At 30.9% G+C, this 25471-nt stretch carries 17 protein-coding genes; all 17 read right to left on the reverse strand.

Features of this window, described 5'->3' with window-relative positions; all coding sequences use genetic code 11:
• Positions 1-277: 277 nt before the first annotated feature.
• The 17 genes from G6N05_RS01565 to G6N05_RS01645 all read right to left on the reverse strand — a co-directional run bounded on the left by G6N05_RS01565 (position 278) and on the right by G6N05_RS01645 (position 25387).
• Positions 278-2236 carry a DUF349 domain-containing protein gene (locus G6N05_RS01565; protein WP_166124809.1) on the reverse strand — a complete coding sequence of 653 codons (1959 nt, stop codon included), beginning with the start codon at positions 2234-2236 and terminating at the stop codon, positions 278-280.
• 82 nt (positions 2237-2318) lie between these two features.
• A complete protein-coding gene (locus G6N05_RS01570; protein ID WP_166124810.1) occupies positions 2319-3077 on the reverse strand; it encodes a shikimate dehydrogenase family protein in 759 nt (252 codons plus the stop codon).
• A gap of 99 nt (positions 3078-3176) precedes the next feature.
• Entirely contained in the window at positions 3177-3821 is a 645-nt protein-coding gene (locus tag G6N05_RS01575; RefSeq protein WP_166124811.1) for a VTT domain-containing protein, read from the reverse strand.
• A gap of 9 nt (positions 3822-3830) precedes the next feature.
• Entirely contained in the window at positions 3831-5225 is a 1395-nt protein-coding gene (locus G6N05_RS01580; RefSeq protein WP_394351447.1) for a tetratricopeptide repeat protein, read from the reverse strand.
• A 198-nt stretch (positions 5226-5423) separates the two neighbouring features.
• Positions 5424-6614 carry an aspartate aminotransferase family protein gene (locus tag G6N05_RS01585; RefSeq protein WP_166124813.1) on the reverse strand — a complete coding sequence of 397 codons (1191 nt, stop codon included), beginning with the start codon at positions 6612-6614 and terminating at the stop codon, positions 5424-5426.
• Between the two features lie 69 nt (positions 6615-6683).
• Positions 6684-8387 (reverse strand): OstA-like protein, encoded by a 1704-nt coding sequence (locus tag G6N05_RS01590; RefSeq protein WP_225875109.1) that lies wholly within the window; start codon positions 8385-8387, stop codon positions 6684-6686.
• 232 nt (positions 8388-8619) lie between these two features.
• Positions 8620-11208, reverse strand: a complete 2589-nt coding sequence (locus tag G6N05_RS01595; protein WP_225875110.1) for a DUF7619 domain-containing protein — start codon at positions 11206-11208, stop codon at positions 8620-8622.
• Positions 11209-11441: 233 nt separating this feature from the next.
• Positions 11442-12713, reverse strand: a complete 1272-nt coding sequence (locus G6N05_RS01600; RefSeq protein WP_166124814.1) for an adenylosuccinate synthase — start codon at positions 12711-12713, stop codon at positions 11442-11444.
• Between the two features lie 57 nt (positions 12714-12770).
• A complete protein-coding gene (locus G6N05_RS01605) occupies positions 12771-13208 on the reverse strand; it encodes a Fur family transcriptional regulator (RefSeq protein ID WP_091307728.1) in 438 nt (145 codons plus the stop codon).
• A 139-nt stretch (positions 13209-13347) separates the two neighbouring features.
• Positions 13348-15567 (reverse strand): RelA/SpoT family protein, encoded by a 2220-nt coding sequence (locus G6N05_RS01610; RefSeq protein WP_166124815.1) that lies wholly within the window; start codon positions 15565-15567, stop codon positions 13348-13350.
• Positions 15568-15741: 174 nt separating this feature from the next.
• The gene (locus G6N05_RS01615; protein WP_166124816.1) at positions 15742-17271 is read right to left on the reverse strand and encodes a serine hydrolase; all 1530 of its coding nucleotides are present in this window, start codon (positions 17269-17271) and stop codon (positions 15742-15744) included.
• Between the two features lie 134 nt (positions 17272-17405).
• Entirely contained in the window at positions 17406-18194 is a 789-nt protein-coding gene (locus G6N05_RS01620; RefSeq protein WP_166124817.1) for a TrmH family RNA methyltransferase, read from the reverse strand.
• Positions 18195-18306: 112 nt separating this feature from the next.
• A complete protein-coding gene (locus G6N05_RS01625; RefSeq protein ID WP_166124818.1) occupies positions 18307-18726 on the reverse strand; it encodes a hypothetical protein in 420 nt (139 codons plus the stop codon).
• A 14-nt stretch (positions 18727-18740) separates the two neighbouring features.
• On the reverse strand, positions 18741-20054 hold the full coding sequence (locus G6N05_RS01630; RefSeq protein ID WP_166124819.1) for an amidohydrolase family protein: 1314 nt from the start codon (positions 20052-20054) through the stop codon (positions 18741-18743).
• Entirely contained in the window at positions 20054-23068 is a 3015-nt protein-coding gene (locus G6N05_RS01635; RefSeq protein ID WP_187002984.1) for an amidohydrolase family protein, read from the reverse strand. Before G6N05_RS01635 ends, G6N05_RS01630 begins: the two co-directional genes overlap by 1 nt.
• Positions 23069-23102: 34 nt before the next feature.
• Entirely contained in the window at positions 23103-24047 is a 945-nt protein-coding gene (locus G6N05_RS01640; RefSeq protein WP_166124820.1) for a hypothetical protein, read from the reverse strand.
• 8 nt (positions 24048-24055) lie between these two features.
• Positions 24056-25387: a DUF58 domain-containing protein gene (locus G6N05_RS01645; protein ID WP_166124821.1), complete on the reverse strand. Its 1332-nt coding sequence runs from the start codon at positions 25385-25387 to the stop codon at positions 24056-24058.
• Between the last annotated feature and the right edge of the window lie 84 nt (positions 25388-25471).

The raw sequence follows: 25471 nt of genomic DNA on the forward strand, positions 1-25471 counted from the left end.
ATGAAAGCAATGTCAGTTTGAAAAAATCGAAAATCTTTGGCGCCATAATAATCGATTTTATATTTCGCAAAATATTTAATAGATTTTCGAGTTAGAATTCGGTAATCTATTTCAAACCAAACTCCAATAATAAAGAATAAAATTATAGATAAAATAAGAATTAATATACTAATGTTTTTTTGAGTCATTTTTCGGATTGATACGTTCAATAAACTTATATTTCAAATATATAAAATTATCCCATAAAAAAAGACTGCTTTCGCAGTCTTCCTTATTATTAGATGTTATTCAACTGTTTCAGTTTGTCTTTCCAAAGTTGTAATTCTTCTTTATATTTTTCAATATTTTTTTGAACTTCCTTCACAAATGGATTGTTTCCTTTTGAGTTATTAAAAAAGCCAATATTGTTTTCTAATTGGTTGATTTCGTGTTTCAACTCGTCAATTTTTCTTCTCATGAAAATTTGCTCGTTTGCAATCGCTCTTTGGTCGTTTCCTTCCGAAAGTTGATCTAAACGGTTGCTAAATTTCATCATTTCAGAATCTTTCTTAGATAAACTTAGTTTTTCAAACAAAGCATCTAAAATCTTATTGAATTTTCCTTCAATATGACGACGATTTTGTGGCACTTTTCCAAATTCTTTCCAAGCAGCAATATGCGCTTTTATCGCATCTAAATCCGTTTTATGGTCGCCTACTAATTCAAATGCACGAACAATTTCTAAATATTCTTTTTTCTTCTCGAATGCTTCAACTTCTACACCAATTTCTTCTTTTCTTGATTCGTGTAATCTGTCGAAATACGCATTACAAGTCTTTTTGAATGTTTCCCAAATTTCATCCGATTGTTTTCTTGGCACATGTCCAATTTTTTTCCACTCGTCCTGAATTTGCTTCATAATTGGAGTCGTAGTTTCGAAATCTTCCGTGTCTACATTTGCTTTTGCTTTTTCAATTAAAGCAAACTTCAATTCTAAATTCTGGTGTTGTTCGTTTTTAATGTCTTTGTAAAAGGCGTTTTTAGTCGCGTTAAAATTACGAACGGCATTTTTAAAATTACTCCAAGTTTCTTCCGTTGCTTCAGCTGGCACACGACCGGCTTTAAAGAAAGCTTCGCGTAATGCTTCTAACTTTACAATCTGATTTTGCCATTCTCCGTGATTATTTACTTTTTCAGCGCTTAATGCGTTTACTTGAGCAATAATTTCATTTTTACTAGCTAAATTTTCTTGTTCTTTTTCTTTGAATTGAGAAGATAATGCTTCACGTTTGTCGTGTAACAATTTCGTGATTTCGCTAAATTCTTGCCAGATTTTTTCTCTGTTTTCCTTGTCAACTGGTCCGATTTCTTCTTTCCAAACACGGTGTAACAATTGTAATTCTCTGAAAGATTTCGTTACATCTGGTTGATCAACTAAAAGTTTCGCTTTGGCAATAATCTCTAACTTTTGTTCTAAATTATTTTTAAAATCGGCATCTCTAATTTCTCTATCTAAATGTACAATTTCGTAAAATCTATCGACATGGAAATGGAAATTATTCCACACTAAATTGTATTTGTCTTTTGGAATAGCTCCAGTGTTTTTCCAACGTTCTCTAATTTCGTTGAATTTTTTGAACATGTCTGAAATGTTAGAATCCGTACTAGCAATTAAAGCTTTTACTTCTTCAATCAGTTGTGTTCTTTCAGCCAAATTATTTTTTAACTGATTTTCTATATTTTTAAAATTGTTCGCTTTTTTAGCACGATACGTGTCTAATAAATGATCAAATTTTACTTTTAAAGGCGAGTGGTATTCAAATTCAGTTGTAGCTTCATTCTCAGCATAAAAAGCAGTACGTTTTTCCTCAATCATTTGATGATAGTGGTTTAAGAACGCTTTTTTTACATCTTCAATTTGATTTTTGTAGAATAGGGCTTTTTCATGACCAACAAGTGTAGTCAATTCATCCACTAATTCTTCTAAAGAAAGACTTTCATAATCTTTTGACACGATTTCTAAATCGGCATGAATAGAACCATCTTCACTAGCTTCCGCCAAATGATTGTCTATTTCATCTTGCGCAGAAACAGGTGTTGTTACTTCTAAATCTTGTGAAACAGCTTCGTTTTCAGTTACTTCAGTATTCTGAGTTTCAATTTCATTTTCAACTTCTAAAGTTGAATTGTTTTCCATTGATGCTGTTTGCTCTTGTCCATCTGCGTTTTGCAGGTTATCATTCAATTCTTCTAACATGTTATAATGCTTAAGTTTAGGGTTCGAAGATACCAAAAGAGGTGGGAAATTCAAAGAAATTATCCTATTATATGATTAAATGTTACTTATTCCAGATTAACCACGCTTTTTCGGCTTGAAAAATCAGCATTTCATGTCCGTTTTTAGTCACCGCACCAGCTTTTCTGGCTTTCTTTAAAAAAGCCGTTTCTTCAGGATTGTACACTAAATCGAAAGCGATGTGTTTTGGAGTAAATAACGAGTAATCCAACTTTGGTAATTCGGCAATATTTGGGAAAGTTCCCAATGGAGTAGTGTTAATTACGATTTGATATTCGTTAAATATATCTGCATTAATTTCTTTGTAACCAATTTCATATTCAGAAGGATCTCTTGAAACAAAATCGAATTCAATATTCAGCTTTTTTAAAGCGTAGGCTACGGCTTTACTAGCGCCTCCTGTTCCTAAGATTAAAGCTTTTTTGTGATGGTTTTTTAAAAGTGGTTTTAGCGCTTTTTTGAAACCATAAAAATCGGTATTATAGCCTTTTAGTTTTTTGTTTTTCGTTATAGAAATGCAATTTACAGCACCAATTTTTTTAGCATTTTTGGAAACTTTATCTAAAAAAGGTAGTATGGTTTCTTTGTACGGAATAGTCACATTTAAGCCAACTAAGCCTTTAGTGTTTTTGATAACATTGGTTAATTCTTTTACGTTTTGAATGTCGTAATTTTCATATTCACAATTGTGAAAATGGTTATGCAAGAATTTTTCCGCAAAGTATTTTTTTGAAAAAGAATAACTTATGTTCTTGCCAATAAGCCCAAACTTTCGTTGTTTCTTAAGTGATTTCTTTTTCATATATGTGAATTTATTTTTTAGTGGTCATATATGTAATCACCTCTTTTTTTATAGGTGTTTGCTTAGGCAAACTTTTAGTTAATGGTGATTTCATTTTAGTTATGCTTTAGTAAATTTCGATTTGAAAATTTTAATAAAAATAGGTAAAATCGACAGTAAAACAATACCTAAAACTACTTTTTCAAAATTATTTTTTACAATATCAAATTGTCCTAAGAAATAACCCATAAGTGTAATTCCTGCTACCCAAAGTATAGCGCCAAGAATACAATTGATGATGTAATTTCTGTATTTCATACTTCCAGCACCAGCTACAAAAGGAGCAATTGTTCTTACGATTGGTACGAAACGTGCCATAATTACGGCTTTTCCACCATTTTTTTCGAAGAAATCTTCTGTTTTTTCGATGTATTCTCTTTTTAAGAATAGAATTTTTTTCTTCTCTTTGATGAGCTCACCGAATTTGTGACCAACGAAATAGTTTAAATTATCCCCTAAAAGTGCGGCTAAAATTAATAATGGAATGATGATAACCAAACTCAATTTTCCTGTAGTTGCTGCAATAACTCCAATAGCAAATAGCATCGAGTCGCCAGGTAAAAGTGGCATAATTACGAAGCCAGTTTCTACAAAAACAACTAGAAATAAAATGAAGTAAATTAAAGTGTTGTATTGGTCAATTAATTGAGTTATTACGGTTAATGGGTCTTTTAAAAAGTGTAATAAAAAGTCGATAAATTCCATTGATTGGGCTTAAATATTATGGTTTTTGATAATTTTTTGTACGTTTTCTGATTCCCAAACATGTGGAAATAAATCTTTTAAAATATAATTTTTATGAAAATCGGTGATTAAGGCTAGATTTAACGCTTCAATGGCATTAAATTCTTCGTCAATATTGTAATATAAACCCACCATTCTGTATTGAATTTCTGATTCGTTTGGATATAAATCTTTTGCTTGATTTAAGATTTCAAAAGCAGCAGAAACTTCTCCTAATACATATAAAACATCGCTCCAGCAAAGGAAATTATCTAATTCGATATCGCCATTTTCAAACGCTTTTCTGTAACCTTCTTCCGCTTCTTCAATGAAATTTAAATACTGATTGATATTCGCATATCTTCTCCAATATAACGAGTTTTCACCGTCAATTCCAATCGCTTTATTGATGTAATAAAGTGATTTTTGATAGTTTTTTTCAGAAATATAAAAATCGGTAATGGCTAACCAAGCTTTGTCTAACAATGGATCTTCGTGAACGGTTTTTAAATAAAAGTTTAAGGCTTGTTCTTTATTACCTAATTTTTCGTAACATTTACCAATGCGTAAATAGGCAAATGAAGTGGGATCGTCCAATTCAATTGTAATGTTGTAGCAATCAATCGCTTCTTGGTAGCGTTTAAGTTTTTCTAACGATTTGGCTTTTTCTAAAAAGGCTCCTAAAAAACCTTCGTCAATTAAACACGCGTAATCGAAAGCCCAAACTGCTTTTTCATACTCTTTTAAAGCATAAAATTGGCGGCCTAATTGATGCCAAGCGACTTCACTATACGGATTTTTGTCGATGAAATTTTCTAAATAAACAATGGCTTCTTTGTTCTGATCTAAGAAATCGAAACAATACACTACGTTGTATAAAGCAGAATAATCTTCTTCATCGTTTTCTAAACATAAGATGAAATTGTCTTTTGCGAATTCTAAATTATCCATGAACAAGTATTCCATTCCAATCATGGAATAGATATCGGCTTCGTCATCTGTATAACGAAGTGCGTTATTTAAATGTTCGATAGCTTTTTCGTGCTGGTCTCTTTTAGAGCAAATATTAGCACGCTGAATGAAAACTTCTTCGTTAGTTGGTTCTAATAAAGCGATTTCGTTCAGTATTTTTTCAGCTTGTTCAATTTTGTCGTCGTAGATTAAAATTTCTACGTGAACTAGTTTTAAACCTGTAGATTTTGGATGTTGTTCTAAGCCCAATCGTAAAGCTTTTTTGGCTAGATTGATTCTTCCCGTGTCCATATAGTGCAAAACAATGTCCTCGAATTCTTCTGAATCAAAGAAAAAGACCTTGTTGGTTTTTAACATAGATTCAAATTTAGATAGCGATAAGTTGTTTTCTTCCTCTTCTTCTTCATGACTCATATTCATAGCGCAACTATTTAAAGTTCATGTAATAAAATTACGTAATTAAAGGCTCGCAATTTCCTTGCCAAGTGTATGTTTTGAACAATTTAATTAACAAAATTCAAGTTCAAAATCAACTATATAACAACACAGATTAGAGAAATTATATTAATTTTTAAAATTTCTTTAATCGGTGTTTCAAATAAATATGATGTTTTAAAGATTTAAAGCCTCAACTTCATCCATAACTTCTAACAAAAGTTTACAACCTTCTTCAATTTCTTGGTTGGAGATGGTTAATGGAGGTGTAATTCTGATAGCAGTTCCTTCGAATAATAACCAAAATAAAATTAAACCACGTTTGTGACATCGTAAAATAACTTCGTTGGTAATATTCGGACTTTTTGTCATAGCTGCTAACATTAAGCCTTTTCCACGAACTTCGGTAATTAAAGGATGCACCAATAGTTTTCGGAATAGTTTTTCCTTTTCTAACGTTTCCGCCATTAAATTGGTTTCGGTAATTTCTTGTAAGGTTGCTAAACAAGCGGCTGCAATTACGGGATGACCGCCAAATGTAGTAATATGTCCTAATTTCGGATTATCATATAATAAATCCATATGTGCTTCTGAAGCTACGAAAGCACCAACTGGCATTCCGCCGCCCATTCCTTTTCCGATCACTAAAATATCAGGAATGCAATCGTAATTTTCAAATCCGAATAATTTTCCTGTACGACCAAATCCGGGTTGAATTTCGTCTATAATTAACATTGCGCCAACTTCTGTACAACGTGCTCGAACTTTTTTTAGAAAATCGTTTTGTGGTTGAATAAACCCAGCGCCACCTTGAATAGATTCTAAGATAATTCCGGCTGTTTTTGTGGTAATTTTTTGAATGTCTTCTTCGTTATTAAACGTAATGAAATCGACATCTGGAATTAAAGGTCGGAATACTTGTTTACGTTCTTCGAATCCCATTACACTCAAACTTCCCATCGTATTTCCGTGATACGCATTATGACAAGAAATGAATTGACTTCTTCCAGTTACTCTTCTTGCTAATTTTAAAGCGCCTTCCGTAGCTTCTGTTCCAGAATTTACCAAATACGTTTTTTTTAACGGATGTGGAAGATGGTGTGCCAATAATTTACAATATTCTGTAGCAGGATTTTGAGCGTATTCGCCATACACCATCACGTGAGAATATTTGTCTAATTGGTCTTTTATGGCATTATTAACACGCTCATTTTGATGTCCCAAACTACAAGCCGAAACACCAGCTACAAAATCTAAATATTTATTTCCCGAAGTGTCGTAAATATAAGAACCTTTAGCATGAGAAATTTCCATAGCTAATGGGTGAGGAGAGGTTTGTGCTTGATATTTAAAGAAATCTTGTAGCATGTTTAGTTTGGGAGTTTATAAGGTTAAAAGTTTAAAAGGGTTTGCTAATTGCTTTTCACTAATCACTAATCACTTTTTACTTTTTACTTTTGCCTTTTTACTTGGCTCTTTTTTAACTTCTTTCTTCCCATATTCCGTAGTTTCTTTCATTACGTCCATGGGTTTTTTCTCTTCTTTTTCTTTCTTTTGCGTTTCTGCTTTTATTTTTTCATCGATGGCTTTTTCTTCTTCTGGAAAAATGTTTTCTAGAGAAGTTATTTTTTCATCAATTCGCCAAACAAAACCTCGAAGTCGCCTTGCATTTTTCGGGAAATCTTTATCTGGATAGGTATCGCTTAAAATTTGTTTGAACGAGGTTAATTCTAAAATCTGATTGTTCTCTAATTGCATGTTAATACTACTTGAAACTCCTTTGTCAATACCAACCATTTCATCAGCATCGTTATACATGAAATAGATTTTTTCGGTATTTTTTATTAAATCAACTTCGTATAATTTATTGTCTCTAAATTTTCCATACAAAAATTGTCCTTTTACTTGGTTGTAATTATCTTCTCCAAGTGTGTCTTTTTGTATTAAAAATGCATTGTTTAGAATTTTTAATGAATCTAGTTTTTCGGTTTTATTATTTCCAATTAAATGAATTTCGTCGCCAGTCATTTGGTTGTCGCTATTCCAAATTACGGGTCTACCTATTAGTTTTGTTAATTGTGTTTTGTAGTTCGAATGGATCGAATCACATTTTCCGCTCATATCAGTTTTGAAAAAACGCACATTATTAAAAGCTCTAATCGTTCTATCTTCTTGTGGACCAGTTACTAATATTTTTTTACCGTGTAAATACATCGTGTCTTTTTCCACCAACGTTTTTACCAACGCTTTTTTGGTAATAAACATCGAATCTTTTTTAGTGCCACCAACATTTCTAAACACTTCTGCATAATGTCCGGTTGCAATTAAATTGTTAATTGTGTCGGTTATTTTTACATTATTTGTGGCTTTAGCGAAATTTCTCTTTCTGTCGTAATTGATTATATCGCCTTCCACTTTCCGATTGTTGTAAACGATATCTGATTTGTCGAGCAGTCTTCCAACATCATTTTTAGTGTCATAAAATCCTTTCGAAGTATGGATTACGTTTTCTTTACTGGTAATTGTGCTAGGTCCGTAAACATAAGCGTGACCAGAATTATCGTAAAAATCTAAATTGTTAGTTTTAATTGTCACTTGTGGATTTACAACTGTAACGGCTGTTTTGAAAACATATTTTTTACTGTTTAAAAAATATCTTCCTGATTTACTTTTTAAGGTATTTTCTTTATTTACGATTGTACCCCAGCTTTTATAATAGGCTTGTTGAATACTTCTGTCGAAATAAATTGTATCGGTAGTTAAGTTAGAATCTGGTGAACGTAAATTTACATTTCCTGTTGCAAAAGCGAATTGTGTTTTACCGTTATATTCGGCATATCGGCTATTCATTACAATCGTATCACCTTGGTTTAAGGAAACGTTTCCGAATGCTTTTACATAATCTTCATCAGTATAATGATAGGCTTTGTTGCAGTTAATTCTAACACCGTTATGTTCCACTTGAACATTTCCAGTAAATACAATCGCACCAGGAATTTCATTTTGGTTTTTATCAATAAAGTCAGAATGTAAAATTTTAATTCCATTCGGATTTGTTGGAGCAATGGGTTGAGTTGGTGTTTGTGCATTTCCAAATAAAATGGAGAATATCAAAACGACAGCATATATATATTTTCTCAAGGTTTCTATTTTTTGTCAAATTTAAGTAAAATGTATAAAAATGTGTAGGTATTAAGAATATTTTATGGTTTTTTTTATAAGACAAGGCTTTTGCCACAAAGACACGAAGGCGCAAAGAATTAATATTAGATTGTGTTACCTTTTGGGAATAAAAAACCGCAAATTCTTAGAGTATTAAATCTATGAATTTGCGGTTGAGATACTGAAACGAGTTCAGTATGACAAAATAGGATTATTCTTTTATGAATTGACTGGTACTAAAACCATCATTCGTATTTATTTTGATGAAGTAATTTCCAGTTTTTAAATTCGAAACATCAACTTTTAGAGCATTTCCAGTTTGAACCGTTACTAATTGTCCAATTGGGTTATAAATTTCAATCGAGTTAATTTCAATTGCCGATTTTAAGGCAATATTCAATTCGTTAGATGTTGGATTTGGGTATAAACTGAAATAATTCGCAAATTCGAAACTCGGATTATTTAAAGCTGCAATTGTTGTAGTTGCTGTATTGGTAACAATTGGGAAATTATAATCGAAATAAATATTTGCTGAGTTGCTAAATGTATTTCCGATTACTAAACTTGGTAAAGTTTTGATTTTAAATGCAATGTAACCATCGTTATTTGCATCATCGAAAGGTAAATTGATGTTTTCAAAAATGAATTCAACCTTATTACCTGAAATTTTTGTAACATAATTATGACTTGCGTTTAAAGGAACTAAGCTTGAAACATCAAATTTAGTGGTGTCAATCATATCTTTTACTACGATATTTTCTGCAGGGAAAGTTCCTGTGTTTTCAAAGCGAATCATATAATGTACATATTTTCCAACTTCACTTGGAGAAATTGTTGTTCCTTGTAAACACGTTTTGTCATTTGGATCCAAAGAGTTAACAACAAGTTGTTTTAATCCAAAAGTATTGTCAATTGGTAATTCATCTGAATCTAATTGAGTTATTTCAGCTATATAAATTAAGAAATCACCTGCATTAACTGCTGGACTTTCAACTGGCGAATTTACATTCAATACAACACTGATTTCTCTAGTTTCAAAAGGATTTAAATTACTATAATTGAAACTTAAATTATTTAATGTTTGAGTTGTAAATGCTGGGTTTGTTGAAACGATATCTAAAACAGCGTCATTAAATTGTAAATTAATCGTTCCATTCTCAACTTGATTACCTTTATTTTTATAGATGATTTTATAGATAGCGTCAAAACCTGGTCTGGCCACAGTTGTTGGAATAATAGAAACTTCAACGTCGTGTTTTATTCCGTTTGGTCTAATACAAAAATCTTGTGTAAACGGACTAGTTTGTGTTGGGAAACTCATAACTACATTTGGAGGTGTAGCAGTAAAATAATTAGGATTTTCTAAAATTGGAGTTATTGTGTATTGACCAGCTTGTACAGGTATAGCATAATTACCAGAATTATTTGAAATTATTGAACCAGTTATAATTCCATCAGTAATTGAATATTTTAAATTTGGGAAAGTACTATCAGTAATATCACATCCGTCATTTTCATTATCAAATTTTTGTTGTCCTTCAATGGTGTAAAATTCTCCACCTGGTACAAAAGAACAATATGTATTTACATGACAGTTTATATATCCAAGTGCTTGTATTTTATTTTGTATTAAATTTATTTGTGTTTCATCAGCACATATATATTGTAAAGTTGGATTTCCAATTAATGAAATAGACGTATAGTTCATGTCCATGGGACTATTGTATGATTTTTCGATACTGTTATTTTTTATATTTAACATTGTTAAAAGATTATCCTTACAATTTAGTATTGTTAAATTAAAATTATTTGAAACATCTAAATTTGTTAATTGATTATTTCGACAATCAATAATTTCTAATAAATTATTATTTGAAACATCTAAATTTGTTAATTGATTATTTTGACAATCAATAGATTCTAATAAATTATTATTAGAAATATCTAAGCCCGTTAATTGATTATTACTAACATCTAATCCTTTTAAACTAATGTTTTGAGTAATATTAATGTTTGATATTTCAATGTCGTCACAATTTAGATATATTAAATTAATGTTTTGAGACAAATCTAAATTAGTTATTGGGTTATATGCACATGTCAAGCGTGTCAATAATATATTTTGAGATAAATTTAAATTTGAAATATTATTACTATGGCATTCAAGTATTTCAAGATTAATGTTAGAAGTTGTATTTAAGATTGATAATTGATTTGAACTACAAATTAATGTTTTTAATGCTGTGTTTTGAGATATATTTAAATTTGTAATTTGATTGTCACAACAAAACAAAATTTCTAATTGATTATTTTGAGTAATATTTAAATTTGAGATTTGATTATAATGACAATGTAAAGACGTTAATAAAGGGTTTGATGATAAATCTAAATTTGCTAGTTGATTGTTTGAACAATCTAAACTTTTTAGATTAACGTTTTGACTTAAATCTAAATTTGTAATTCCTGTAAAACTAGATCTTAAACTGATTAAATTTGTGAAATAATTTAATCCTTCTAAGCTTGTAATATTTGATCCTGATAAGTTTAAGATAGTAATTATTTCTGCTTCTTGTATCTGAATTTCACCATCATTATTTGTGTCTATAGAGTTAGATGAATTTGTAGACCAAGAGTTTGATGTTGAATCATAAAATGGTTGTGCTGAAGAAGCAATATTATTATTGTAATTTGCTTCTAATAATTTTGCTTTAAAATTGGCATCAGGAAAATTGATAATTTGTGCTTTTGCGCAAATTGTACTAATTACTAAAATTAGTGTAAAAGTAAGTTTCTTCATCATAGTTTCTTTTTTCATAAGATGCAAAACTTTGTAATTGGTTGCGTCTTTTTTTAAGAAATTTCTTATTTTAATAATAAGTGTTTGTTTTTTAAGAAACTATCTAAAAAAACCGCTAATTCTTAGAATATTAAATCTATGAATTAGCGGTTTAGATACTGAAACAAGTTCAGTATGACAAGTTTACGTTGACTTTTGGGAATAAAAAAATCCCGATTGCTCGGGATTTTTAAAATTTATCTTGTGATAGTTTGTGTTCTGTCTGGTCCAACAGAAACTACTTTTATTGGCACTTCTAATTCTTTTTCAATGAACTCGATGTATGTTTTTAATTCTGATGGTAATTCTTCGTAAGTTGTCATACCAGTTAAATCTGCTTGCCAACCTTTCATTTCTGTATAAATTGGTTGTACATTTTCTGGTTCAATATTGTATGGAAAATGTTTTAATGTTTTTCCTTTATAGTTGTAAGCTGTACAGATATTTAACGTTTCGAATCCAGATAAAACATCACCTTTCATCATGTATAATTCAGTTACACCATTTACTTCAACAGCGTATTTTAAAGCTACTAAATCTAACCAACCACAACGACGAGCACGACCAGTAACTGAACCGAATTCATTACCAATTTTTGCCATATTGGCTCCATCTTCGTCAAAAAGTTCTGTTGGGAAAGGTCCACTTCCTACGCGAGTTGTGTATGCTTTGAAAATTCCGAAAACTTCTTTTACTTTATTAGGAGCAATTCCTAAACCTGTACAAGCTCCAGCAGCTGTTGTATTTGAAGAAGTTACAAATGGATACGTTCCAAAATCTACATCTAATAAAGAACCTTGCGCGCCTTCTGCTAAAATTGTTTTTCCAGCTTTTAATGCTTTGTTTAAATATTCTTCTGAATCAATGAAAGTTAATGTTTTTAATTCTTCCACAGCTGCGAAAAATTCCTCTTCCATTTCCGCTAAATTGTACTGCAAGTTTACATCGTAAAAAGCAATCATAGCTTCATGTTTGTCAGCTAAAGCGCGGTATCTTTCTTTGAAATCAGCCATTTCAATATCACCAATTCTCAAACCATTTCTACCAGTTTTGTCCATATAAGTTGGACCAATTCCTTTTAAAGTAGAACCAATTTTCGCTTTTCCTTTAGAAGCTTCAGATGCTGCGTCTAATAAACGGTGCGTTGGTAAAATTAAATGTGCTTTTCTTGAAAGTAATAATTTTGATTTGATGTCTAAATTAAATTTTTCTAATCCTTCAATTTCTTTTTGAAACACTACAGGGTCCATTACTACACCATTTCCGATAATATTTACATTATTTTTATGAAAAATTCCAGAAGGAATCGTTCTTAAAACATGCTTAATTCCGTCAAATTCAAGTGTGTGCCCAGCATTTGGTCCACCTTGAAAACGAGCAATAATGTCGTATTTTGAAGTTAATACATCGACGATTTTCCCTTTTCCTTCGTCACCCCATTGTAATCCAAGTAGTAAGTCTACATTCATTGTGTTGTTGTTTGTTGTTTGTATTTATGCTTTGAAGGGACAAGTCGCGACTTGTCCTTACTTATTTTTTGTTCCGTAAAAATATAAGGAATGAGTTTCGATATTGATTCCGAACATTTCTTCCATAGTTTGTTTGATTTGCTGAATACGTGGATCGCAAAATTCTATAACTTCTCCAGTATCTGTCAAAATAATATGGTCGTGTTGTTTGTCGAAATAAGATTTCTCGTAATGCGCTTGGTTTTGACCAAACTGATGACGTCGTACTAATTTACAATCCAATAATAATTCGATGGTGTTGTATAAAGTCGCACGAGAAACACGATAATTCTTGTTTTTCATTTTGATATACAAGGATTCGATATCAAAATGTTCTTGATTCTCGTAAATTTCTTGAAGTATAGCGTAGCGCTCAGGTGTCTTGCGATGCCCTTTTTCTTCAAGGTATTTTGTAAAAACGTTTTTAACCGTTTCTTGGTTTTGGTTGTTATCCATTTGTTATTTAAATGAAAAGAAATGCAAATATAATGAAAGTTACCTTATAGATGCAAGATTTTGGAAAATAGAATTAAGATTATAAGAAGTGTGTTATAATTAAGTATAAAGATTGAAGTTATTTAATTTTTCCTAATGCCTAATTATTATAAACCCTTGTTACTTTGTCAATCCCATCAACTGTTTTTATATTTTCAATTAATTTTTTAAGAATCATATTGTTTTGAACCACAACTGTAATTTGCCCGTTAAAAATTCCAGCATCTGTATTTAAACTGATACTTTGAATGTTAACATGCATTTGATTAGAAATTACTTTTGTTAATTGGTTTGTTAGTCCCATAACGTCCATTCCTGTAATTTTTAAAATGGCATTAAATTCTTCCTGAGTTGAATCTATCCATTTCGCTTGTACAATTCGGTAAGCAAAATTCGATTGTAAACTTATCGCGTTCGGACAATCGGTTTTATGGACTTTTATACCTTCATTGATAGTAACAAATCCGAAAACACTATCACCAGGAATTGGATTACAACAAGGAGAAAGTTTATACTCTAATTTACTTTGTTCCGTTCCAAAAACTAATAAATCTAATTTTTTAGTATTATCATTTTTCTGGATTTTTTCTTCGTAAGAACTTGGATTTCTTTTAATAGTTTTCTTGAAGAAGTTGACTAAAGTATTGCTTTTTTGTGCGGCATAATCACGTAATTGTTGATTTTCGATTGCACCAATACCAACTCTGTAAAATAAATCTAAACTGGTTTGTAGTTTAAAATAATTTACTAATTCGTTGATAGAATTTTCGTTTAAAGTAATTTTTAAATGGCGTAATTTTCTGGTAAGAATTTCTCTTCCGTCTTCGCCAATTTTTTTGATATTATCGTTTAATACGTTTTTAATTTTGTTTTTTGCTCGGGCTGTCGTTACATAATCTAACCAATGGATTGTTGGTTTTTGATTTTGAGAAGTAATAATTTCAACTTGATCACCACTATTTAATACATAATTTAAAGGCACTAATTTCCCGTTGACTTTCGTACCACGAGTTTTTACTCCAATTTCTGAGTGAATACTAAAAGCAAAATCTAGCGAAGTTGCGCCTTTTGGTAACGATTTAATTTCCCCTTTTGGAGTGAAAATGTAAATTTCTTTGGCGTATAAATTCAGCTTGAAATCTTCTACAAAATCTACCGCATTATTATTCGAATTTTCTAGCGCTTCTTTCAGTTGATTTAACCAAATTTCTAAGCTGTTTTCTTCGGTAGCATTATTTTTATATTTGTAGTGTGCGGCATATCCTTTTTCTGCAATTTCATCCATTCGTTCACTACGAACTTGAATTTCTACCCAACGACCCATTGGTCCCATTACGGTAATGTGTAACGCTTCGTAACCTGTTGATTTTGGTGAAGATATCCAATCACGTAAACGACTCGGACTTGGTCGGTAATGATCTGTCACAACTGAATAAATTTTCCAAGCTAGGAATTTTTCATCGTGAAGATTGGATTTATAGATAATTCTAAGGGCAAATTTATCGTACACTTCATCGAAAGTTACCCCTTGTGCTTTCATTTTTCTTCGGATAGAATAGATAGATTTCGGTCGGCCTTTAATGATAAAATCGATACCTTCTTCTAACATAGATTTTCCTAAAACATCAGAAATAGCCTTAATATAAGCGTCTTGTTCTTCTTTCGTTTCTTTGATTTTACTGAAAATATCTGCGTAAACTTCTGGTTCTGTATATTTTAAACCTAAATCTTCTAACTGTGTTTTGATATTGTATAAACCTAATCGATGGGCGAGTGGCGCATAAATATATAAGGTTTCTGAAGCGATTTTGGCTTGTTTGTAATCTGCCATTCCGTCCATAGTTTGCATGTTGTGCAATCTATCTGCGATTTTGATTAGGATTACTCGAACATCATCGTTTAATGTCAATAACATTTTACGGAAATTTTCCGCTTGAAGAGAAATTTCTTGTTCGTTTTTTACTTTTGGAATTTTGGTTAATCCTTCAACAATTTTAGCAATTTTAGGATTAAACATTTTTTCAATGTCAGAAATGGTGATGTCAGTATCTTCCACCACATCATGTAATAGGGCAGAAGCAATACCAGTTGAGCCCAAACCAATTTGAGAAGCTACAATTTTGGCCACAGCAATGGGATGAAAAATATAGGCTTCACCTGATTTTCTTCTTTGTTCGCTATGTGCTTCTACAGCAACATCAAAAGCTTTACGAATTAGTTTTTTATCTTCATCTGTAAGATTTTGATAACTAATGCGAAGTAGCTCTTTATATTCTTTGGCGATGGCTTTGTTTTCTGCTTCTAAATCTATCTCTGTCATATCTGAATATTGGGAAATATAAAAATAGTGTTTAAAAATCAGATATCAAAAAAAGATTAAAGAAATATTAAGGTAAGAACAGAGATTAAAATAATTTAAAACACAGATTAAAGAAATTTCAAAAATTTATATAATTTCTCTAATCTGTGTTGTTTTTTTTAGTTCTTGAATTTCCTATTTTTTATTAAAATCTAAATCCTGAAAATCGTAACTAAAATCAGTTAGTTCAGAAATTGCTGCCATTTTAATATTGGTGTTGTTGGCTGAAAAAGTGATTAAAGCATCAGCATTAAAACTTCTATTGAACCATTTCACCGCAAATGTGTTGTCTTTGTAGAAGAAAATTTCACCAGCTAATTGAGGAGAACGCTCTGAATTGAAATACATCTTTCCTTTTTTCTCCGTAATAGTGATGTTACCGAACCAATTGTCTTTGTAAGTTCCAACATAGTTTTTAGCATCTACTTTTACTTTATTCTTCTTATTTTCTGCAATTTTTGCCCAAACTTCTGTAGTTACTTTATCAGCTTCAGCGATGTTGTTTTTTTCTCTATCACTAAAAATTTTTACATAATCTTTGTACTCAATTTTTAAATAAGCATCTTTAATTGTACTTGTAATTGCATTGAAAGCTGCACCAGATTGCTGATTCGTTAACACTACAATTCCTAAATTTAATTCTGGAATAAGAGTGACTTGCGTAACAATTCCTTCTAAACCACCAGTATGTGTGACTTGTTTGTAGCCTTTCACATCACTTAAAAACCAACCTAATCCGTAACCAGAAAAATGAGTAAAATAGGGTTCTTTAGTTCTGGCTGGAATGATAGTTTGTAATTGCCACATTTCATTATGTTGCGCTTCAGAAAACATTTTGAATTGTTTTTCAGAACCATATTTTCCTTGTTGCAATTGCATAATCATCCATTTACTCATATCGTTGACAGAAGAATAAATTCCGGCAGCTGCATCAAAAGTTTGATTTTTATATCGAGAAATAACTTTTAATTTTCCGTCTGTTGGTACGTGTGGATCGATAATGTTTGTCGTGTCTTTTAAACGTAAAAAGGAACCTGCACTATTGTTCATTTCTAGAGGTTTCATCATTCTGTTTTCTATAAAATCACACCAAGATAAACCGCTAACTTTTTCAATCACTTCACCGGCAACGATGTACAATAAATTATCATAATCGTATTTGGTTCTGAATGCAGAAACAGGTTTTAAATGTTGTAAATTCTCAATAACATCTTTTGGTTTGAAATTACTTCCGTCAGGCCAAATCATTAAATCTCCTGCGCCTAAACCTAAACCACTTCTGTGTGTAACTAAATCACGAACGGTAAATTCATTCGTAACATACTCATTGTACATTTTAAAATTTGGTAAGTGTTTCACCACTTTATCATCCCAATTCATTTTCTTTTCATCTACTAACATCGCAATGGCAGCAGTAGTAAACGCTTTACTATTGGAAGCTACTCCAAAAAGTGTATTTCCATCTACTTTATCTTTTTTCAGAATAGATTTTACACCGTAACCTTTACTGTGAATGATTTTTCCGTCTTTTACAACGGCTACTGCAACACCAGGAACATTAAATGCTTTTAGTGTGTTTTCTGCTACTTCATCAATTTGTTTTTCCGTGATTTGAGAAAAAGCTGTGAATGTAGTTAGAAGTGAGATTAATATTATTTTTTTCATTTTATGATGTTTTTGGTTGTTTAGTTAAAAGCTTCTCGATACAATTTTCTACATTTCATTTCGAAAATCACTCGAAGTGACGATTATTGCTATTGATGTTTAATTGGCATATCGACACATTGATAATTGACTAATTAAAACCCTCTTTGTCTTTTGGCTTCGAATAATAAAATAGCGGCAGCTACCGAAACATTCATAGAATCGATAATACCTTGCATCGGAATGTTGATGTTTTTGGTTGAATTTTGTCTCCAAACTTCTGTAATTCCTGTGGCTTCTGTTCCAACTACTAAAGCGGTTGGGTCGTTATAATTTTGTGTATGATAAGTGGCTGAATCTTGTAAAGTCGCACAATAAATATTGATGTTGTTTTCTTTTAAAAAGGCAATGGCTTCTTCTGAAGTCGCCACAGCAATTTGTCTTGTAAATAAACAACCTACACTTGAACGCACAATATTTGGATTGTATAAATCCGATTTTGGATTGGCAATAATAACCGCATCAATATTGGCGGCATCGGCAGTTCGTAATAAAGCACCTAAATTTCCTGGTTTTTCTAAGCCTTCTGCGACTAAAATTAATGGATTTTTAGATAATTTTAAGTCGGATAATTGTAAAGGTTTCGATTTTGCTATGGCAATAATTCCTTCAGTTGTATCGCGATAAGCTAATTTTTGGTAGACTTCTTTCGAAATTTCAATTAATTCCACTTGTTGTGAAGTTAATTTTTCGATTTGATTTTCCGAGATGATTTCTGGTAAAAACAAAACAGTTTCTAATTCGTAACCGCCTTTTACGGCTAATTCAATTTCACGTTGTCCTTCAATAATAAAAGTTCCCGATTGTTTTCGTGCTTTGGCTTTGTCTTGCAATAAAACTAAGTTTTTTACAAACGGATTTTGAATGGAGGTGATTTGTTTCATTTTGAGTAACTAAGTTGCTAAGAATCTAAGTTACAAAGTTATCTTTTTTAGAGATAAAAACAAAGTCGCAAAACGAATGGCTTTGCGACTTTGAAAATTTTGTTATTTTAATCTATATCAAGAAAATAAAAATATATGAGATTGATATTATTAAGAAAGCTATTGTTATATAAATAACCTTATTCAAATAATTTTCTAGTACATTCTTTTTAATTAATGTAGCAATTATAATTGTAAAATAACTTAATAATGACATTAACAAAAATGAAAAGGCAGCCCACGGATTCCCATCTGATTTCAATGAAATATCACCTAAAATTCGTATTATAACTTCATTTAAAATTATTAATCCAAAAGCAATTGATATTTTACTATTAAAATTATCTTGATTTAAATTATAAAGAAGTATTATCAAACAAATTGGCATGTAAATATGTGCACTAATACCAATCATATTTTGATATTTAATTGATAATAATCCAAATAGTAAAACTATTGTTGTTGGAATTAATATGTTATATTTATTTAGCATATAAAATTTGAAATCTATTGTTTCACTTCCGACTTCACACTTCCAGCTTCATACTTCCCTTTATATCTTTCGTATAATTCTGTTTGATGACTTTCTAAACTAATTTGTCTTCCATCAATAAAAGCATGAGATAATTTATTCGTTTTCATATCTAAAGCATCTCCTTCAGAAATGAATAGGGTAGCACTTTTTCCACTTTCTAAAGTTCCGTATTTCGCGTCAATTCCTAAAATTTTTGCGGTGTTTGATGTGATTAATTTCAACGCATCTTCTTTGTTCATTCCCCAAGCGGCGCAAGTTCCAGCATAAAAAGGCATGTTACGAGTTTGCATACGTTCCATATCACCTGAATTTTCTAAACCAACTACAATACCTTTATCGGTTAAGATTTTTGCAATTTTGTAAGGTAAGTTTACATCTTCATCTTCAGAATTAGGCACATCATGAATTCTTCTTAATAAAACAGAAACATTATTTTCTTTCAATAAATCGGCAATTTTATGTGCGTTATAGCCACCAATAATTACTAATTTTTTAATGTTATTTTTCTTTTTGAATAAAATAATATCTGTGATTTCTTTTTCGCCATTTGCGTTTACATACAAGGTTTTATCGCCGTTTTGTAAGCCATTCATAGCATCATAAGGAATATCTTTTACTTTTTTATCCGAATTCGAATAACCTAAAGCTTGGTCAAAAAAGGATTGAATGGCTTTAGTTTGTTCGTCGTATTTTTTGTTTGGTTCGATGCCGCCTGGTTCAGCCCACCAACCTAATCTGGCATAGCTATTTGGCCAACGCATGTGAATTCCGTCATTTTCTTTAATTACGGCATCTTCCCAGTTCCAAGCATCTAATTGTACTACTGATGAAGTTCCAGAAATTCTTCCACCACGAGGTGTGATTTGCGCTAACAAAACACCATTTGGTCTTGCCGTTTCTGTTAATTTAGATTCTGTATTATAGGCAATTAAACTTCTAATATGTGGATTGAATTCTCCAATTTCACTTTCATCATCTGAAGCACGAACCGCATCCACTTCCACTAATCCTAAAGTTGAATTAGGTGCGATGAAACCTGGATAAATATGTTTTCCGTAAGCTTCAATTGTAATATCATGTTTGGCTGGTCTGGCTAAAGTTCCATCTGAAACCGAAGCAATTTTTCCATCAACAATCGAAATTAAACTGTTTTCTTGAATTTTTCCGTTACCTAAATGTGCAGTTCCACCCATAATTAAAATGGATTTTGTTTGCTTAGGTGCTGGTGTTTGTTGCGCAAAACTTACTAATGAAGTTAAGGCTAGTATGAATGTTAGTTTTCTCATTAGTTGTTGTATTTAGCGTGAAATTCTCTACATTTTTCACCAAGGGTATCACAGTGATAATGTCCGCTCGATTTTTTCTTTGGTTCTTGTGTTTTTAAACCTTTGTTTTTGGCGTCTAACAATAAATTAATTAATTCATTTCTTTCTTTTTGAACTAATTCATTTTTCGCATTTTCTTGCTCAATATCAAAGAATAAAATTCCATCAACAACTGTTTTTTCTGCTTTAGCATAAATAGTTAAAGGATTATCAGACCAAAGTACCACATCGGCATCTTTACCTACTTTTATACTTCCCACTTTATCATCCACTTGTAATAATTTAGCTGGATTTAAGGTTACGAAATTCCACGCTTGTTCTTCAGTAACGCCACCATATTTTAATGTTTTTGCAGCTTCGTGATTTAATCTTCTAGACATTTCTGCATCGTCAGAATTAATTGAAACCGTTACACCAACATTATTCATAAGTGCTGCATTGTAAGGAATTGCATCGTTTACTTCATATTTATAACCCCACCAATCTGCGAAAGTAGAACCACCAACACCATGTTTCGCCATTTTGTCTGCTACTTTATATCCTTCTAAAATGTGTGTGAAGGTTTGAATTTTGAAGTTGTATTTCTCAGCTACTTTTAATAGCATGTTGATTTCAGATTGTACGTAAGAGTGACAAGTAATGAAACGTTTTTTGTTTAAGATTTGACTTAAAGTTTCTAATTCAATATCAAATCGTGGTGCAATTCCACTTTTTTTAGCATTGTACGAATCCCATTCTTTTTGGTAAGCCAAAGCACGAGAGAAATAATCTTCATACACTTGTTCTACACCCATTCTAGATTGAGGAAAACGTAATCTTTCTACATCGCCCCAATTCGATTGTTTTACATTTTCACCTAAAGCAAATTTGATATATTTTGGTGCACTTGGAACCAACATTTCCTCAGGATTGTAACCCCATTTTAGTTTGATAAATGCGGCACGACCACCAATTGGATTGGCAGAACCATGTAGTAAATTAGCAGCAGTTACACCACCAGCCAAGTTTCTGTAAATATTAATATCTTCCGAGTTTACGACATCTTCAATAGTAACTTCAGCAGAAGAATTTTGTCCGCCTTCGTTTACACCATTTGAAATGGCAATATGTGAATGTTCGTCAATGATTCCGGCAGTTAAGTGTTTTCCAGTCGCATCGATCACTTTTCCTTTTTGCGGTAAGTTTTTACCGATTTTGATAATTTTTCCGTTTTCAATTAATACGTCAGTTTCTTTTAAATTTCCTTCTTTTTCCCCTGTCCAAACGGTTGCGTTTTTAAATAGAATCGTTTCTTGTTTTGGTTTTGAAGCATTTCCAAAAGCCATATTTGGGAAAGTTACTGGATAAAAAACAGGTGCTTTTTTCTCTTCTTTTTTCTCTTCTTTTTTAACTTCGGCAGGTGCTGTTTTTTTTATGGCTGACCAAGAAACTTCTTTTCCGTTTTCTAAAATTGCTTTTCCAGATAAACCCGTTTCTGATTTTAATCCAGAAATTCTAATGAATTTTGAAGCCACTGAATCTTTACTTTTAACAACCATTGATATCCATGGTTCGTTGTAAGTCATTTTTGTTCCGAATTCTAATTTATCTTGAGAAATTTTAGCGTCTAATTTTGAAATTTCACCTTCAATTGCTAAATCGTATTTGGTATTATCAAAAGTCAAATCGTATTTTCCTCTAATATCTGAAGGTTGCATTTTTTCAATTACGAATCTGTTACCTTGAATCCAGTTTTCTTGAATCGTGTTTTTAGCATCGAAAATATCACCGCTAACAATAATAAAATTGGCTAAATTTCCTTTTTTCAAAGAACCAATATTTGATTGATTCGCAATTTTTGCTGGAATTTCCGTTAAGGCAGCAATAGCTTTTTCTTTTGGAAAACCTAATTCAACTGCTTTTCTTAAATTAGTTAAAAAGTCTTTTGAATTTTTTAAATCGGCGGTAGTTAATGCGAAATTAATATTGTTTTCTGAAAGCACTTTTAAATTGAATGGTGCTTGATTCCAAAATCTCATATCTGCTAAAACTACTTGTTCTGCTAAAAAAGAATCAGAAACATCGTAAGCCTCTGGGAAATTAATTGGCATAATCAAAGTAGCATTCGTTTTTTTAACTTCTTCAATACGTTCAAATTCGTTTCCACTTCCTTTAATGATGTAGTTTATTCCTAATTCGTCACCAATTTTATCTGCTCTTAAAATGTTTAATTTATCTCCTGCATTAAAGATTTGAAGTAAATTTTTATTTTGATTGAAGACTTCTAATGAAGCATCTTTACTTTTTGAACCGCCAGCTGCATACCATTTTGCATCGTGGTAAAACTGACGAATTAACGCCATACTTCCCATTAAGGAAGAAGGATAGGCTTGACTAGAAAGTGAACTTCTTTTAAAAGTTAAATGTTGAGATATTTTTTTATTTAAAATACGATTTCCATTAGTTTCTCCGTCGTTTAATGTCCAAAGTAAACCTGTTCCGGCAACAATTCCATCGTTATTAAAACTTAAAACCGTTCCAAAACCTGTCTCTCTTAAATCTTTTGCTATTTTTTCATCGTAGCTTAAATTTTCAAAGGCATTAAAATCGGCTCTAATGTGGTCGTTCCAATAATATCCATTTCTTTCCGAATCATATTGTGGAGCTCTTGAATTTCTTGGTTTAGCTTGAGGTTTTTGAATACCAAATTCGGTATACAAATCAATAAATGATGGATAAATTGTTTTACCAGTAGCATCAATTATTGTCGCTTCTTTAGGAATGGAAACTAAAGCACCAATTTCTAAAATTTTATCCTCTTTGATTAAAATTGTAGCTTTTTCAATTTTTACATTTGATGAAGTGTAAACGGTAGCATTTGTTACAGCTACAACGTTTTTGAAGGTTTGTTTTACGCCGTCATTTTTCGGAAAATAATCTTGGCTAAAACTTAAATTAACAGTCAGAAGAACTATTAAAAGTTTAAATATTCGCATAGTTTTGGTTTTTTGTGTGCTAAAAATAGGAAAATTATTGATAAGTTTTTCCTTTGAATAGACTTTTAACAGATGTTATATTCAAAGGAAATTCTAAAATTACATGTGTTAAACTTAATAGGTATAACCAATATAATCCTGTTTTGTAATTATATAAATAGAGTAGAACGGATAAAATCCAAATTAGAATAATTGCATAAATTTTTACTTTAGTGGTTTTATGCCATTGAATAATTGACGTTTTTGAAAACCAATTTAAGTAATGATAGGTGTAAGCAAAGGCAATAAACTGCATGAGTCGAGTTCCTAAATTGGAAAAATAAATGATGTGTTCAGGTGTGTGTGTTTCTCCGAGAAGAATTAATAAGGTTTGGTTTAGTTTTTCAAAAGATTGGTATTTTGAAAGGATGTCTACTTCTGAAAGAAAAATTTTCCAATTGAAATTCAACAAGAACAAACTAGTTGCCAAAAAAACAATTAAAGTGATTAACGACCATTTATTTTTAGTTTTTAAAAAACCTGAAAGGATAAAGATTCCAGTAAAAATAAAAACATGAATTAAGGATGGAAGAAATAAAGAAAAAACGGTTTTAAAATATTCTTTAAAATAAATTGTAGCAACAATTCCAATACCAATTGAAAGTATAAATTTCCAATTTTTATAAAGTTTTATATTTTCTTTCGAATTGAAAATGGAAACTAAAAACGTGAAAAATATTAGAAATGGAATTGTAGGTTTTAATTGCGCTAAAGTTGGAATGTAAACAATACTACCAATTAGAAATAGTGGAACAAACAGATAATAAACATGGGTTTTATCTTGAAGAAAATAGTTTCGTTGTTGCAACCAATTGATTTCTGTAAGATAATGAAGCGGACCTAGAAAAGCATAAACTATAAGAAAAGTTTCAAAAGGACAAATGAAAGCTAAAACTCCTGAAAAAAGAATTAGAAAAATATTGAGTAGGTCAATATTCAATTTCGGCATTATAAAATTCCTCTTGCTTTAATTTCTAAATATTGATTTATAGTATCAATAGTTAGACTTTCAGGTTGTGTTAATAAAGCGTAAATTCCGTATTTTCTTAATTCGTTTACGATTAATCGTTTCTCAAAATCGAATTTTTCTGCAATTACTTTATCGTAAACTTCTTGAATATTTTCTGCTTTTTTATCAATTAAATCATTTAACTCTGTGTTTTTAAAGAACACAACCATAAGTAAATGATTTTTTGCAATTCCTTTTAAATAAGGTAATTGGCGATTTAAACCATCTAAAGTTTCAAAATTCGTATATAAAACAATCAAACTTCTTTGATTAATATGCTTTTTAACGTCGACATACAAACGGCTGAAATCGCTTTCAAAATAATTTGTTTTGATGTTGTATAAATTTTCCAAAATCAGATTCATTTGACTGCTTCTTCTTTCGGCAACAATTCTGTTTTCTACCTTTTTGGAAAAAGTAAACATTCCAGCTTTGTCGTTTTTCTTTAAAATTACGTTGGATAAAACTAAAGTCGCATTTATCGCATAATCAAGTAAGCTTAAACCATTAAAAGGCATTTTCATGACACGACCTTTATCAATAACCATATACACATTTTGTGATTTTTCATCTTGAAACTGATTAATCATCAAAGCGTTTTTCTTGGCAGTTGCTTTCCAGTTTATGGTTCTCATGTCGTCACCTTGAACGTATTCTTTAATTTGTTCAAATTCCATGGTATGACCAATTCTTCTAATTTTTTTCAATCCGTGTTGGAATAATTTATTCGAAAAAGCAATCAAATCGTATTTTCTCAATTGAATGTACGAGGGATAAGTTGGCACCATTTGACCGTTATCGAAAGTATATCTTTTCGAAAGTAATTTTAATGGCGAAATGGCATAAATATTTAGGTTTCCGAAAGCATATTCGCCTCTTTCTGTTGGTCGGAGAAAATACTTTAAATCGGTTTTTTCTTGAGCTTTTATTTTTTTCTGAATAGTAAAATTTCGAACCTGAAATTGAAACGGAATTTCATCCACCACATTTATTTCAATAGGGAAGGTGTACTGATTTGAAATTTTGATTATGATTTCATTCTCATCACCATTTGATAATTTTTCAGGTGTAATTCTGTTGGCTTTGATTTTTTGTCCGAAAGAAAATAGTAAAATATAATCGATAATCGTGAAAACTAATAAAATAAAAAACACATACCAACTTGCAGAATACAAAGCAGGAAAAAAGAATGAAAGTATAAAACAAGTAATGACTCCCATTAAGCAATAGAAGAAAAAGTTATTGATGAATAATTGTTTATATAATTTCATTTTGGAATTGTTAAAATATTCGTTGTCATTCTGAACTTGTTTCAGAATCTTTTAATTATTGAGAGAAGCTGAAACAAGTTCAGC

Source organism: Flavobacterium bernardetii (assembly GCF_011305415.1).
GTDB classification, from domain to species: domain Bacteria; phylum Bacteroidota; class Bacteroidia; order Flavobacteriales; family Flavobacteriaceae; genus Flavobacterium; species Flavobacterium bernardetii.